The 13,739-nt window shown below is 72.1% G+C and carries 13 protein-coding genes; 11 read left to right on the plus strand and 2 right to left on the minus strand.

Annotation, left to right across the window (positions count from 1 at the left end; translation table 11 throughout):
* Positions 1 to 18: 18 nt before the first annotated feature.
* The 3 genes from FR742_RS20345 to FR742_RS20355 all read left to right on the plus strand — a co-directional run bounded on the left by FR742_RS20345 (position 19) and on the right by FR742_RS20355 (position 1,777).
* Entirely contained in the window at positions 19 to 1,014 is a 996-nt protein-coding gene (locus FR742_RS20345) for an alpha/beta hydrolase (RefSeq protein ID WP_148032406.1), read from the plus strand.
* 126 nt (positions 1,015 to 1,140) lie between these two features.
* The gene (locus tag FR742_RS20350) at positions 1,141 to 1,359 is read left to right on the plus strand and encodes a hypothetical protein (protein ID WP_148032407.1); all 219 of its coding nucleotides are present in this window, start codon (positions 1,141 to 1,143) and stop codon (positions 1,357 to 1,359) included.
* 196 nt (positions 1,360 to 1,555) lie between these two features.
* Positions 1,556 to 1,777, plus strand: a complete 222-nt coding sequence (locus tag FR742_RS20355; RefSeq protein ID WP_148032408.1) for a hypothetical protein — start codon at positions 1,556 to 1,558, stop codon at positions 1,775 to 1,777.
* Between the two features lie 25 nt (positions 1,778 to 1,802).
* Here the strand turns inward: FR742_RS20355 and FR742_RS20360 are convergent, their stop codons facing one another.
* Positions 1,803 to 2,516, minus strand: coding sequence for a hypothetical protein (locus FR742_RS20360; protein ID WP_148032409.1), 714 nt, complete (start codon positions 2,514 to 2,516; stop codon positions 1,803 to 1,805).
* Positions 2,517 to 2,557: 41 nt separating this feature from the next.
* Between FR742_RS20360 and FR742_RS20365 the strand changes: the two genes are divergently transcribed.
* The 8 genes from FR742_RS20365 (at position 2,558) to FR742_RS20400 (ending at position 12,612) form a co-directional block, all read left to right on the plus strand.
* Entirely contained in the window at positions 2,558 to 3,946 is a 1,389-nt protein-coding gene (locus FR742_RS20365; protein WP_148032410.1) for a hypothetical protein, read from the plus strand.
* A 186-nt stretch (positions 3,947 to 4,132) separates the two neighbouring features.
* The gene (locus FR742_RS20370) at positions 4,133 to 5,482 is read left to right on the plus strand and encodes an extracellular solute-binding protein (RefSeq protein ID WP_148032411.1); all 1,350 of its coding nucleotides are present in this window, start codon (positions 4,133 to 4,135) and stop codon (positions 5,480 to 5,482) included.
* Entirely contained in the window at positions 5,482 to 6,447 is a 966-nt protein-coding gene (locus tag FR742_RS20375; protein WP_261808636.1) for a carbohydrate ABC transporter permease, read from the plus strand. Before FR742_RS20370 ends, FR742_RS20375 begins: the two co-directional genes overlap by 1 nt.
* Positions 6,444 to 7,265, plus strand: coding sequence for a carbohydrate ABC transporter permease (locus FR742_RS20380; protein ID WP_261808637.1), 822 nt, complete (start codon positions 6,444 to 6,446; stop codon positions 7,263 to 7,265). The genes FR742_RS20375 and FR742_RS20380 overlap by 4 nt, the downstream gene beginning before the upstream one ends.
* A complete protein-coding gene (locus FR742_RS20385; protein ID WP_148032412.1) occupies positions 7,262 to 8,524 on the plus strand; it encodes a 6-phospho-beta-glucosidase in 1,263 nt (420 codons plus the stop codon). The genes FR742_RS20380 and FR742_RS20385 overlap by 4 nt, the downstream gene beginning before the upstream one ends.
* Complete coding sequence (locus tag FR742_RS20390; protein ID WP_148032413.1) at positions 8,521 to 9,489, plus strand: N-acetylglucosamine kinase; 969 nt, start codon at positions 8,521 to 8,523, stop codon at positions 9,487 to 9,489. The genes FR742_RS20385 and FR742_RS20390 overlap by 4 nt, the downstream gene beginning before the upstream one ends.
* Positions 9,486 to 11,312, plus strand: a complete 1,827-nt coding sequence (locus FR742_RS20395; RefSeq protein ID WP_148032414.1) for a glycoside hydrolase family 9 protein — start codon at positions 9,486 to 9,488, stop codon at positions 11,310 to 11,312. Before FR742_RS20390 ends, FR742_RS20395 begins: the two co-directional genes overlap by 4 nt.
* A 22-nt stretch (positions 11,313 to 11,334) precedes the next feature.
* A complete protein-coding gene (locus tag FR742_RS20400; protein ID WP_222709004.1) occupies positions 11,335 to 12,612 on the plus strand; it encodes an ROK family transcriptional regulator in 1,278 nt (425 codons plus the stop codon).
* Positions 12,613 to 12,672: 60 nt separating this feature from the next.
* Here the strand turns inward: FR742_RS20400 and FR742_RS20405 are convergent, their stop codons facing one another.
* Positions 12,673 to 13,629, minus strand: a complete 957-nt coding sequence (locus FR742_RS20405) for a cyclase family protein (protein WP_187281233.1) — start codon at positions 13,627 to 13,629, stop codon at positions 12,673 to 12,675.
* Positions 13,630 to 13,739 lie beyond the last annotated feature (110 nt).

The raw sequence follows: 13,739 nt of genomic DNA on the forward strand, positions 1-13,739 counted from the left end.
CGACCGAAAGGTTCTCCGATGAGCATCGACGAGTCCCCCGCCCGGCCGGCCGCGCCGGTGCCGTTCGACCCCGAACTCGGCGCGGCCCTGACCCTGATCCAGCAGCACATGCCCCCGCTCACGTCGCTGGACGAGATCCCCGCGCTGCGCGCGAACTCGGCCCTGATGCCGGTGCCCACCGCCGAGCAGCTCAGCCGCGGCGGGGCGTTCGACGTGGAGGAGCGCGAGGTGCCCGGCCCGGCCGGAGCGCCCGACGTCACCCTGCTCATCTGCCGCCCCACCGGCGCCACCACCCCGCTGGCGGCCATCTACAACATCCACGGCGGCGGCATGATCGGCGGGAACCGGCTCGTCGGCCTGGACTCGCTGCTGGACGTGGCGCAGGAGCTGCGTCTGGTGCTCGTGTCGGTCGAGTACCGGCTCGCGCCCGAGCACCCGCACCCGGCCCCGGTGGAAGACTGCTACGCGGGCCTGGTGTGGACCGCCGAGCACGCCGCCGAGCTGGGCATCGACCCGGCCCGCATCCTCGTGGCCGGAGGCAGCGCGGGCGGCGGGCTCGCGGCGGCCGTGGCCCTGCTGGCCCGCGACCGCGAGGGCCCGGCCCTGGTGGGGCAGATGCTGATGTGCCCGATGCTGGACGACCGCAACGACACCCCCTCGTCCCTGCAGATGGCCGGTCTCGGCATCTGGGACCACGCGGCCAACGAGATCGGCTGGACCGCCCTGCTCGGCGACCGGCGCGGCGGCCCCGACGTCTCCCCCTACGCGGCCCCGGCCCGGGCCACCGACCTGTCGGGGCTGCCCCCGGCGTTCATCGACGTCGGCTCGGCCGAGACCTTCCGCGACGAGGACGTCGCCTACGCCACCCGCATCTGGCAGGCCGGCGGCCAGGCCGAGCTGCACGTCTGGCCGGGCGGGTTCCACGGCTTCGAAGGCATCGTCCCGCACGCCGCGATCTCGCAGGACGCCGGTGTGCCCCGGATGCGCTGGCTCCGCCGTATCCTCGCCCCCTGAGCCGCCCGCGCCGCCCAGCTGAACGGTCAGGAACGGAGAAGCGGCGGCCACCGCGCCGCGCCTAGCGTGATCGTCATGGATGTCCCCGCTCACCGGAGCGGGGTCTCTCGTCTCGCAAGGAGAGCCATGAACGGGAACACGTGGGTCCGGCGGGCGCACCGCTGGCTGTCCATGACCTTCACGGTGACCGTCGTCGTCACCGTCGTCGCCATCGCCGTCGCGGGGCAGGAGGGGCCGGCCGAGTGGATCTACTACGTGCCGCTCCTGCCCCTTGCCCTGCTCCTGCCTACCGGCCTGTACCTGTTCGTCCTGCCGTATGCCGCCAAGCGGCGCAGCAGGCGGTGACGCGCCCGAGCCTGTCGTCACGTTGGGTAAAGTGTTCATTACCTCAGGTGCCCGGCGACGGTTGCCGAGGACCGCACCGGACTGCCGCCTCGTGGTCTCTCGGCGACCAGCCAGGCACCGACTAACCTTGACGACAGCCGGGACCTGACTGCGGTCATCAGCCAGGTCCCTGCCCCCCACGGTAAGGGAGATCGACTTGAGCACCAAGAGCATGGAGGAGCGTGTGAATGCCTTGGAGTCTTGGGCTTTCCAAACCGGCCGGGACCTCTCCGAGGTCAAAGCGGTTCAGGGGGAACACACGAATCGGCTCGCCGCCATGGACGAACGACTGACCGGCATGGACGCGCGGCTGGTCCGTCTCGAACACGGCGTGGGCCTGCTGCTCGATCACCACGGCATCCAACGTCCCCAGCCATAGCCCGCCAAGGCGTGACGCCGTCAGGTCAGCACAGTCTCCTGAGGTCGGCGAAGTCCGCGTTGATGTCCGCGATCACCTGGTTGGGATCGCCGCCCGTCATACCGGTCAGGCGGAAGTTCAGCTCCTGGAACTCGGCTGCCAGCCGGCGGATGGTCGTTCCCACCGCTCCTTGCGCGTCGAGGCCCGCGCCCATCAGGTCGTGGTATGCCTGGCGGGCCGCGGCTGCCTGGCCTGCGCGGGTGGTCCCGGCGTCCCGGCGGTATGTGGCCAGCGCCGTCTCCGTTTCGTCGCAGCCGGCGGGCCGGACCGCTGACAGCGTTGCGGGGGGATCCTCGGCCACCGGGGTGGAGCTCGGCACCGGCAATTCGGGAGTGCGGGATTCGGGGGTGCTGGATTCGGGGGTGCTGGGCTCGGGCGGAGGGCTCGAGGTCTGCGGTGCGGGCGAGGTGGGCGCGGGATCCGGTGACGACTGCGCGGCCGAGGGGGTGGGTTCCGGGCCGGGCTGCGGGGGCTGCGGCATCAGGTACGCGACCAGGGCGACCACGGCGGCAGCCGCGGTCGCCATAGCGCTCACCGCCGTCCAGTCCAGGCCACCTTTCGGCCGTGCTGATCGCTTCTCCGCCATGGCCTCATCCTCGCCGAGCCGCCGGGCCGGGTCCAGAAACGCCTCCTGCCGATCTTGATACGCCCGCGTGGAGATCCCCCGGCGTTCCAGGAAGCGGCCGGCGACTACCCGCACGGTTAAGATCGCCTTTCCGGCGATCTCCAGGGCAGGCCACCGTGTACCTGATCTACCGCTCATGGGACCAGGGCGTTCTCGGCAAGCGCGTGTGGCGGATGCCCCAGCCGACGGTGCTGGAGTGGGTCCATGACGTATGGGAGGACGCCACGGCCGGGGACCCGTACGAGTGGTTCGAGCGCGAGCTGGGCACGGACGTCTGGTATCTCGCGGCCCTCTTCGAAGGCGACGCACCGCCGCGGAGCATGGAGGAACTGCGCACCCTGGCCCGGACCCGGGTGTCGGAACTCCAGCAGTGCAACGTCGACGCCCGGAGCGTGCGCGTGCTCGCCGACTCCCTCTGGTATGAGGTGGCGTACTACCTCGTCGACGACTCCGCCGTGGCGGCCAGCCCCGGCCTCTGGTCCTACGCCGTGCACGACGGGCCGCTGCCCGCGACCGTGAACACCCCCGCCGGCGGGTTCACACCACCGTGGAAGACCGTCGACCTGGCCGGATCGTCCGGGACGGGCACCGTCTACGCGGTCCTGCTCACCTGCAGGGCGAGACACTTCAGCATCGGACGGGACGACACCTACGCCTTCCGGGGCGTCCGGCTCCCGGAGTTCGCCGCCGCGCTGCGCTCGCTCGGCACCACCGGCGAATGGCCGCTGGAACTGATGGTGTTACGGTCGCTGATCGCGCCGGACGAGGACGGCATCGCGGCGGCGCTGGAGCGCTGCAACCGATGGCCCGGCTATGCCGAGCCGCCGGACGACTACCTCGCCGACCTCAGCTCCCACGCGGCGGCGCTGGAGCTGATCCGGACCGCCCGCGGCCGCGAAGGCACGGTCATCCACGTGGACGAGCATGTGGTCCAGATGCTCATCGCGGAATGGGGCGAGACACGTGAGCAGTGGTTCTTCTTCGACGACCGGTGGGCCGGCGGCCATCCCGATCTCGCCGCGTCGCTGATGTGGTTCGCCTACCACTGGGATCCTCTCTGCTCGCGCCACCACTTCAGAGACAAGCCGTGCTCTGACAACCGCGTGCTCTACATCGCCGTGATGGAAGAGGACGGCCGGGTACGGGTGCGCGAGGCGGGGCCGATGGACGACGAGCGGTTCTGGAAGTTCTACCATTGGCACCACAGCAGGCGACCGCTCGGCGAGGTTACCGCCGGCGACGTGCTCGGCGCGGTGGAGGTCCAGTTCCAGCAGCCGGCGCCCGACTCGTGCAGGTTCACCGAGTTCCAGATCACCCGCACGAGCCACGGCCCGGCCGTCGCCGCGATGCTCGCGGACCGCATCCGGCACGACCTCAAGGAAGCGGGCATCACCCGGTCCGACGGCTGGTTGCAGACCCGCTATCCGCACGGGAGTCGCTTCTTCCGCGCCGTCGGCCGGCTGCGCCGGTCCGCTGATGGGTCCGACTTCCTCGTCATCGGCTGACCGGCCTCTCGATAGTCAACATTCTTACCCTTGACGCTCCGTACCGCTCGCCTTGGGCGGCGTCACGCGTTGGTTTCGGGCCTTGACCGCTTCGGGCTGCCCGCTTACTGTCACCGTTGAGTTAGGAAGCTTTACTATCTCTTGATGGACGACGTAACCCCCCACACCAGCTCATAGGAGACTCTCGTGCGCTTCGTCCCTCTCGTGGCGGCCGGGCTGCTGGCCCTGTCGCTCACCGCATGCACCGCGGGCAAGGAGGCACCGCCGTCGCTCGGCGCCCAGCCCGCCGCGAGCGGCACCGGCCCCGCCGCCGCCGCGCTGCCCCCCGCCACGCTGGAGCTGTGGCACGGCTTCTCCACCGACGTCGAGACGAAGGCCTTCGAGGAGGCGGTCGCGGGCTTCACGGCGAAGTTCCCGCAGATCAAGGTCACCACGAAGAAGGGCATCCAGGACGCCCAGATCACCCAGGCGATCCGCGGCGGCAAGGCGCCCGACGTGGCGGCCTCGTTCACCACCGACAACGTCGCCCAGTGGTGCAGGAGCGGCGCGTTCCAGGACCTCACCGCGGTCATCGAGCAGGACGGCATCGATCTGGGCGTGCTCCCGGCCGCGGCCCGCGCCTACACCGAGTTCGAGGGCAGGCGGTGCACGATGCCGCTGCTCGCGGACGCGTACGGGCTCTACTACAACAAGGCGCTGATGAAGGGCGAGCAGCCGCCGAAGACCCTGTCGGAGCTGACCGAGCTGACCAAGAAGCTCACGGTCCGCGACGCTGACGGGAACATCGAGGTCGCCGGGTTCATCCCGAGCTTCCAGTATTACGAGAACTCCCCCAGCCACCTCGGCCCGATGGTCGGCGCGAAGTGGTACGAGGACGACGGCACCTCGGCCATCGGCTCCGACCCGGCGTGGAAACAGCTGCTGCGGTGGCAGAAGGAACTGGTCGACTGGTACGGCTACGACAAGCTGGAGAAGTTCCGCAAGGGCCTGGGCGACGAGTGGGGCGCCGAGCACCCGTTCTTCGAGGGCAAGGTCGCCATGATCCTCGACGGCGAGTGGCGCAACGCCATGATCGCCAACGACCCCGAAGCCAAGGACCTGGACTACGGCACCGCCCCGCTGCCCGTCGCCGACGACAAGCCCGAGCTGTACGGCAGCGGCTTCACCGCCGGCACGGTGATCGGTGTGCCGAGGGGCGCCGCGCACCCGCAGCACGCCTGGGAGCTGGTCAAGCACCTCACCACAGACACCGAGTCGCTGGTGACGCTGTCGAACGCGCTGCGCAACGTACCGACCACCAAGGCCGCCATGGAGCACCCGGACCTGGCAAAGGACGCGAACTTCGCGACGTTCCTCGACATCTTCAACCACCCGAAGACGACGTCGATGCCGGCCAGCGTCAACAGCGTCTTCAACCAGGACGCCTTCTCCACCTTCCTCATCCAGTGGGAGAAGGGCGCGGTCAAGGACCTCGACGCCGGGCTGGCCGGGGTGGACAAGCGGATCGACGACAAGCTGAAGCTGTCCGGGGGCTGATGATGGCCTCCACCCACGTCGCACGGCGCGGGCACGCCCTCGCCCGGCCGTCGCGCCGGCGGCCCGGCGAGGGCCTGCGCGCCCTGCTGTGGCTGTCGCCGTGGATCGCCGGCGTGGCGGTCTTCTTCGTCTACCCGCTGCTGTCCACGGTCTACTTCTCCTTCCACCGGTACGACCTGTTCACGCTGGAGTTCATCGGCCTGGACAACTACCGCTACGCCTTCTCCGACCCGCGCGTGCTGCAGTCGGCGCTGAACACCCTCTGGCTCGTGGTGTTCATGGTCCCGGCCCAGGTGGTGTTCGCGCTGGGCGTGGCGCAGCTGCTGGCCAAGCTGAAGAGCGGGGGCGGCATCCTGCGGACGATCTTCTACCTGCCGTCGCTGGTGCCGATGGTGGCGGGCACGGTCGCCTTCGTCTACCTGCTCAACCCGGCGACGGGCCCGGTCAACCAGCTGCTGGCCTGGTTCGGGATCGCCGGCCCCGACTGGTTCGGCAGCGCCGCCTGGGCCAAGCCCAGCCTCACCCTGCTCGCCCTGTGGGGCGCCGGCAACACCATCATGATCTTCCTGGCGGCGCTGCTGGACGTGCCCAGGCATCTGTACGAGGCCGCCGCGATCGACGGGGCGGGCGCCTGGCGGCAGTTCCGCAGCATCACTCTGCCGACGATCTCCCCCGTGCTGATGTTCTCCGCCGTCACCGGCGTGATCTACGCCGTGCAGTACTTCACCCAGGCGATGATCGCCTCCCGGGTGGCGTCCGGCGCGACCGACTCGGCCGGCACCACGTTCACCCCCGGCTATCCGGACGGCTCGCTGCTCACCCTGCCCCAGCACCTGTTCCACACCGGATTCCGCGACTGGTCGATGGGGCTGGCGTGCGTGCACGCGCTGCTGCTGTTCGCGGTCGCGATGCTGTTCACGCTGATCCTGCTGCGGCAGTTCGGCAAGGCGGAGGTGACGTCGTGAGGCGCCGCCTGATGTGGGTCGCCCAGCACTCGCTGGCCATCGCGCTGGCGCTGATGTTCCTCGGGCCGGTCGCGTTCGTGACCCTGACCGCGCTCATGACGGACGAGCAGGCTCTCACCAGCCGGCTCTGGCCGGAACAGTGGAACTGGGCCAACTTCGCCGACGTCTTCGCCCGCTCGGAGCTGCTCACCTGGACGCTCAACACGTTCCTGTACGCGTCGCTGGCGACGGTGTTCATGCTGGTGTCGTCAGTCCCGGCGGCCTACGCCCTGTCCCGCTTCCGCTTCCGCGGCCGCAAGGCGGCGTTCCTCGTGGTGATCAGCGCGATGATGCTGCCGCCGCAGGTCGTGGCGGTGCCGATCTACCTGGTGTGGGCGCGGCTGGACCTGACGGACTCGCTGTGGCCGCTGATCCTGCCGATGCTCTTCGGCGACGCGTTCTCGATCTTCCTGCTGCGCCAGTTCCTCATCACGATCCCGCGCGACTACACCGACGCGGCCAAGGTGGACGGCTGCTCGGACGTGCGGATCCTGTTCCGCGTCATCCTGCCGATGGCCCGGCCCGCGATCGCGGCGGTGGCGCTGTTCTCGTTCTTCTACTGCTGGAACGACTACTACGGGCCGCTGCTGTACGCCGGGGTCGACCAGGAGGGCTGGACCCTGTCCCTCGGGCTGGCCACCTTCAAGGCCTTCCACAGCGTGCAGTGGAACCTCACCATGGCCGCCACCCTGCTGGTGACCGCCCCGGTGATCATCGTTTTCCTCTTCGCCCAGCGGGTCTTCATCGAGGGCGTGACATTGACGGGGGTGAAGGGTTGAAGCTCGCCGTGGTCGGGGGCGGCTCGACGTACACGCCGGAGCTGGTCGACGGGTTCGCCCGGCTGAGTGAGGATCTGCCGCTGACCGAGCTCGCCCTGGTAGATCCGGCCGCGGAGCGGCTGGAACCGGTGGCGGGCATGGCCCGCCGGATGCTGCGGGCGGCCGGGCACCCGGCCGCCGTGACCGCGACCGGCGACGTGCGGGCGGGGGTCGAGGGGGCGGCGGTCGTGCTGCTGCAGCTCCGGGTGGGCGGGCAGGCGGCGCGCGAGGTGGACGAGACGCTGCCGCCGCGCTGCGGCTGCGTCGGCCAGGAGACGACGGGCGCGGGCGGGCTGGCCAAGGCGCTGCGGACGGTGCCGGTGGTGCTGGACATCGCCGAGACGGTCGCCCGGCACGCCCCCGGGGCGTGGATCGTCGACTTCACCAACCCGGTCGGCATCGTCACCAGGGCGCTGCTGGACGCCGGGCACCGCGCGATCGGGCTGTGCAACGTGGCGATCGGCTTCCAGCGCCGCTTCGCGGCCACGCTGGGCGCCGACCCGTCGCGGGTGTCGCTCGGGCACGCCGGGCTCAACCACCTCACCTGGGTGCGGTCGGTCCTCCTGGACGGCGAGGACGTGCTCCCCGGCCTGATCCGGGAGCACGGCCGGGAGATCGCGGCCGACGTCGGGCTGCCGGTCGAGCTGATCACCAGGCTGGGCGCGGTGCCGTCGTACTACCTGCGCTACTTCTACGCGCACGACCTGGTGGTCGCCGAGCAGCGGACCGAGCCGTCGCGCGCGGCGCGGGTGGCGGAGATCGAGCGGGAGCTGCTGGCCCTGTACGCCGACCCGGCGGTGACGGCCAAGCCGGAGCTGCTGGGGCAGCGGGGCGGCGCGTTCTACTCCGAGGCCGCGGTGGCGCTCATCGCCTCGCTGCTCGGGGACCGGGGCGACGTCCAGGTCGTCAACGTGCGCAACGGCGGCGTGCTGCCGTTCCTGCCGGACGAGGCGGTCATCGAGGTGCCCGCCAGGATCACCGCCTCGGGGGCGGCGCCGCTGCCGGTCGCCCCTCTTGAGCCGCTGTACGCCGGGCTCGTCGCGCACGTCTCGGCGTACGAGACGCTCGCCCTGGAAGCCGCCCTGCGCGGCGGGCGCGAACGGGTCGCCGACGCGCTGCTCGCCCATCCGCTCGTCGGCCAGGAGCATCTGGCGCGCGAGCTGACCGGGCTGCTGCTGGAGGCCAACCGCGCGCATCTGCCCTGGGCGGGGACCCGTTGAGGACGATCCTGGCGGTCGACGGCGGCAACAGCAAGACCGACCTCGCGCTGGTGGCCGAGGACGGCACCGTGCTCGCCACCGGCCGGGCCGGGCCGTTCGTGCCGCAGAGCGCCGGAGTGAGCGCCGCCGCCGACGTGGTGGAGCGCGCCGCCCTGGCGCTGCGCGACGGCATGGCCTCGCCGTACGCCGACGTCCTGGCGGCCTTCCTGGCCGGCGCCGACTTCCCGCGCGAGGAGGAGGCGCTGCGCGCGGAGTTCCTGGCGCGCGGCTGCGCGGGCGAGGTGTCGGTGGCCAACGACACCTTCGCGGTGCTGCGCGCGGGCGCGTCCCGGCCGTGGGGCGTCGTCGTGGTGTGCGGGGCCGGCATGAACGCCGCCGGCGTCTCCCCCACCGGCGAGGTGGCCCGCTTCCCCGCGCTCGGCAGGCGCAGCGGCGACTGGGGCGGCGGCGAGGACCTGGCCGAGCACGTGCTCTGGCATGCCGCCCGCGCGGAGGACGGGCGCGGCCCGGACACGGCGCTGGCCGAGCTGGTCCGCACGCGGTTCGGCGCGGCGAGCGTCACGGAGGTGGTGCTCGCCCTGCACTTCGGCGAGCTGGACCCGGCCCGGCTCCACGAACTGGTGCCGGGCCTGTTCGCCGTCGCGGCCGGCGGCGATGCCGTGGCCAGGGGCCTGGTCGCGCGGCAGGCCGACGAGGTCGCGGTGATGGCCAGGGTGTGCCTGGACCGGCTCGGCCTGCTGGACACGCCCGCCGAGGTCGTGCTCGGCGGCAGCGTGCTGACCGCGCGCGACCCGTACCTGCACGGACTGATCGAGACCTCGCTCGGCGCGAGCGCGCCGCACGCGCGCGTCCTCGTCACCGCCCTTCCCCCGGTCGCGGGCGCCGCCCTGGCCGGGCTGGACCTGCTCGGCGCGGCCGAGGCCGCGCACGCCCGAGTTCGCGAACACTTCAGGAGGAGCACGTGAGGAAGCTGATCCCCGCCGCGCTCGCGCTGGCGCTGCTGGCCACCGTGAACGGTCCCGCCGCGGCCACCGACCAGCCCGCCCGCCAGGCCGACGCGACCGGGCTGATCCGGGTGGATCAGGTCGGTTACCTGCCGGGCGAGAGCAAGCACGCGTACCTGATGACGAGCGGCCCCGCCGGGCGCTTCACCGTGGTCGACGGGCGCGGGCGGACGGTGCTCACCGGGCGGGCCGGCCCTGACCGGGGCGCCTGGAACAGCCGCTACCCGCACGTCCACGACCTCGACCTGACCCGGCTGCGCACGCCCGGCCGCTACCGGATCAAGGCGGGAGGGGCGACGTCGGCCGAGTTCGAGATCGCGCCGTCGCGGAACCCGGCGGCCAAGGTGCTGGGTTTCCTCGGCCTGCAGCGCGACGGCGCCGACGCGGTGCGCCGGCCGAGCCATCTCAACGACCGGGCCGCCTCCGTCTACGCGTGGCCCGAGTTCACCGGCCCGGACACCGACCAGATCAAGGGCGGTCTGACGCGGATCGGCGGCCCGGTCGACGTCGAGGGCGGCTGGTTCGACGCGGGCGACTACCTCAAGTTCACCCACATCCTGGCGTACGTGGACACGCTGTTGTGGGCGGCCCAGCGGGACGGCGCGAGCAGCCCGGCCTTGAGGAAGGAAGCAGCTCATGGCCTGAAATATCTGGACAAGATGTGGGATGAGGAGTCGAAGACGCTCTACATCCAGGTCGGCATCGGCGCCGGCGACGCCGAGGGCACGTTCGTCGGCGACCACGACATCTGGCGGCTGCCCGAGGCCGACGACGGCGACGACGCCGAAGGTCACCAGTTCATCCGCGACCGCCCGGTCTTCCGCGCCGCCGATCCCGGCGAGCCGATCAGCCCGAACCTGGCCGGGCGCACTGCCGCCGCCTTCGCGCTGGCCGCCCAGCTCGAACCGTCCAGGGCGCGCGCCGCCCGCCTGCTCGACCAGGCCGCGTCCGTCTACGCGATGGCCCGGACCACCGGCGTGGACCGGCTGGTGACCTCCCTGCCGCACGCCTTCTACCCGGAGAGCGTGTGGCGCGACGACATGCAGCTCGGCGCCGCCGAGCTGGCCCTGGCCGCGCAGCGCCTGCGCGACCCGCGCGCCGGACGGTGGCTGGCGGAGTCGGCCCGCTGGGCGCGCGGCTACCTCGACGAGGAGCAGGGCGACACGCTCAACCTTTACGACGTGAGCGCTCTGGCCCACGCCGACCTGATCAAGGCCATCCGCGCTTCCCGGGCCGAGGGACTCGCCGTCACCGAGGCCGACCTGGTCGCCGGGCTGCGGGCCCAGCTCGACCTCGGCGCCCGCCGCGCCGCCGCCGACCCGTTCCGGGCGGGGGCACTCTATGACACGTTCGACTCCGTACCGCATGCTTTCGGCCTGGCCGCCACCGCGCACCTGTACCGGTCGGTGACCGGCGACCGCTCCTACGACGCCTTCGGCACGGCGCAGCGCAACTGGGCGCTCGGCGCGAACCCGTGGGGCGTGTCCTTCGTCGCCGGAGTGGGCGAGAACGCGATCGCCTGCCCGCACCACCAGATCGCCAACATCACCGGCAGGCCCGCCACCGGCGCGGTCGTCAACGGGCCCAACGACGCCGGGCTGTTCGAGGACGGCCTCGGCGGGCACTTCGAGGAGATGCCGCCCTGCCCGGCGGACGGCACGGACCGCTACGAGCGGTTCACCGGCCACGGAAGCCGCTTCGTCGACGACGTGCGCTCCTGGCAGGCCTCCGAACCGGCCGACGATTTCGCGGCGATCGCCCTGTACGCTCTCACGTTGACGTGACGCCGCTCACTCCGGAGGTGACGTGAAGCCCCCTGTCCACGGGACGCCGCGGCTGATGCGCGCGATCAACGACCGCGCCGCGCTCCGCATCCTGCTGGAGAAGGGCCCGCTGACCCGCCCCGAGCTGAGCAGGCTCACCGGCCTGTCCAAGCCGACGGCGTTCCAGCTCCTGGCCCGCCTGCAGGAGGCGGGCCTGGTCGTCAACGACGGCGTCCGCACGGGCCAGGCCGGGCGCACGGCCGAGGTCTACCGGGTCAACGGCGCCGCCGCGTACGTGGCCGCGCTGGACGTCACCCCGGGGAGGATCGGCGTCCGGGTGGCCGACATCACCGGCGCCGTCGTCGGCGAGGCCGACTACCCCGCGCCTTTCCCCGAACCTTCACCCGCGTCTTCACCGGCACCCTTTCCCGCGTCTTCCCCCGTACAGTTGTCTGAGGGGGGCGGTCTCGTCGAGCGGCTGCGGGCGGCGGTGGAGGCGGCACGGCCACCGGGCCCACTGCGCCGCGTCGTGATCGGCGTGCAGGGCGCCGTCGACCCCACGACCGGCAGGCTCGACCACGCCGCCGCCGAGGACATGCCCGGCTGGCAGATCCCCGATCTGGTGCCCACGCTCACCGCCGGGCTCGGCGTCACCGTCGACGTGGAGAACGACGTCAACCTCGCCGCCCTCGCCGAGCAGGCGCACGGGGCGGCGGCCGGCTGCCCGGACTTCGTGCTGCTCTGGGCCGGCGAAGGGCTGGGCGCCGCCCTCGTGATCGGCGGGCGGCTGCACCGCGGCTTCTTCGGCGGCGCCGGCGAGGTCGGCTACATGCCGATCCCCGGCGCGGCCACGGCCCGCGACGGCGGCCGGTTCGGCCACCACGGCTACCAGGCGCTGGCCGGTGGGCCTGCGCTGCAGGACCTGCTGCGCTCGTACGGGGTGCGCGGGGCCGACTTCCGCGAGTCGGTGGCGACCGCGGCGCGCCTGGCCCAAGGCACCGGGAGAGCCGCCCAGGAAGCGGCGGCTGGCCTGCGTACGGTGGCCTCGCGGGTCGCGCTCGGCCTGGCGACCATCGCCGCGGTCGTCGACCCGGGGCTCGTGGTGCTGGCCGGGGGCCTGATGTCCGCCGGGGGCGAGCCGCTGCGCGACCTCGTGGAGCGCGAGCTGCGGGTGCTCGACGTCGACCGGCCGCAGGTCCGGCTCTCCGCCGTCGACGGCAACCCGGTGCTGGTGGGCGGGCTGGACCTGGCACTCGCCCGGGTCAGGGACGAGGTCTTCGGCCACGCCCGCGACGGCGCCCCGGCCGAGTCGGGCCGCTGACCGCTGTCGCGTACGGCGGTCTGGGCCGGGTCCTTGAGCGTCCTCGTCGTAGAAACGCGGTCAGAATGTGGCGATCGGGTTGACCGGGCTGCCGGACGTGCCGGCGAAGCGGACCGGCGCGACCGTGAGGTGGAAGTCCCACTGGCCGAGTTCGGCAGCCGTCGTCGCGCACGCCTCCAGGTCGCAGTTGTCGAGCATCCACAGACCCATCGCGACGAGGCTCACGGCGTGGACCGGCATCAGCACACCTTCGTACCCTGATGGCAGAACGTCCTGGGGGGTGTCGGCGCCGATCAGCGCGACCTCCCGTTCATGCAGCCACGGCAGGCAGGACGCGTGCCACCCGGCCTGGGTGAAACCGCTGACCGCACCGGTCTCGTGCCGGACGCGGCCGTAGCCGGTCCGCAGGAGCACCGCATCGCCGGATCGCACCCGCACACCCTGACGACGCTCAGCCTCATCCAGATCGTCGGGGAACACCCCCTGCCCCGGTTCCAGCCACGGCACATCCCGCGCGCTCGCGACATCCAGCAGGACACCCCGCGTGACGATCCCGTTCGCCGCCGCCGTGACGGCCGCCCACGCCGAGCCCGTCGCGGCGTCGACCAGCGCGTGCGACCGCCCGTTGTACATCGCGCCGTCCCAGAAGATGTGGCACGGCGAGTCGACGTGGGTGATGGTGTTGCCGTGGAAGGTGACGCCGACCCGCTCGGACGAGAAGCCCCAGTGCCGGTCATGACGGAATCCGGGCGCCGGCATGTTCTCCGCACCCGGCATGTCGGCGGCGCACGGGCACGCCGTCGTCGACCGCTCCATGTCCTCCGGTACGGCGACCTCCCATGCGCACGACACGCTCCTGCCGTGGCGCACGGCCCGCGCCGCCGCCAGCCGGACGTCGTCGGTGATGTGGTTCAGCGTGCCGAGCTCGTCGTCGTCGCCCCACCGTCCCCAGTTCGACAGCGTGTCGAAGTATCCGAGCACGTCGTCCTGCGTGGGCACCGGTCGCCCTGCCGTCATCCCGGCATCGACTCCTCCGGTCGCGTGGTTGGAGACACCGCAGGCAGGGTATCCCGCTCGCTCCCTCAGGAACCAGCGAGTCAATCGTGACGGCGGACGATCCCGGGGCC

The sequence above is a fragment of the Nonomuraea sp. C10 genome, assembly GCF_008017515.1.
In the GTDB taxonomy this organism is placed as follows: domain Bacteria; phylum Actinomycetota; class Actinomycetes; order Streptosporangiales; family Streptosporangiaceae; genus Nonomuraea; species Nonomuraea ferruginea.

What these genes read in the sequence shown, in the direction of transcription:
- FR742_RS20405 (WP_187281233.1), bottom strand. Translation starts at nt 13,629, where the DNA reads ATGACGGCAGGGCGACCGGTGCCCACGCAGGACGACGTGCTCGGATAC.
- FR742_RS20375 (WP_261808636.1), top strand. Translation starts at nt 5,482, where the DNA reads ATGATGGCCTCCACCCACGTCGCACGGCGCGGGCACGCCCTCGCCCGG.
- FR742_RS20350 (WP_148032407.1), top strand. Translation starts at nt 1,141, where the DNA reads ATGAACGGGAACACGTGGGTCCGGCGGGCGCACCGCTGGCTGTCCATG.
- FR742_RS20345 (WP_148032406.1), top strand. Translation starts at nt 19, where the DNA reads ATGAGCATCGACGAGTCCCCCGCCCGGCCGGCCGCGCCGGTGCCGTTC.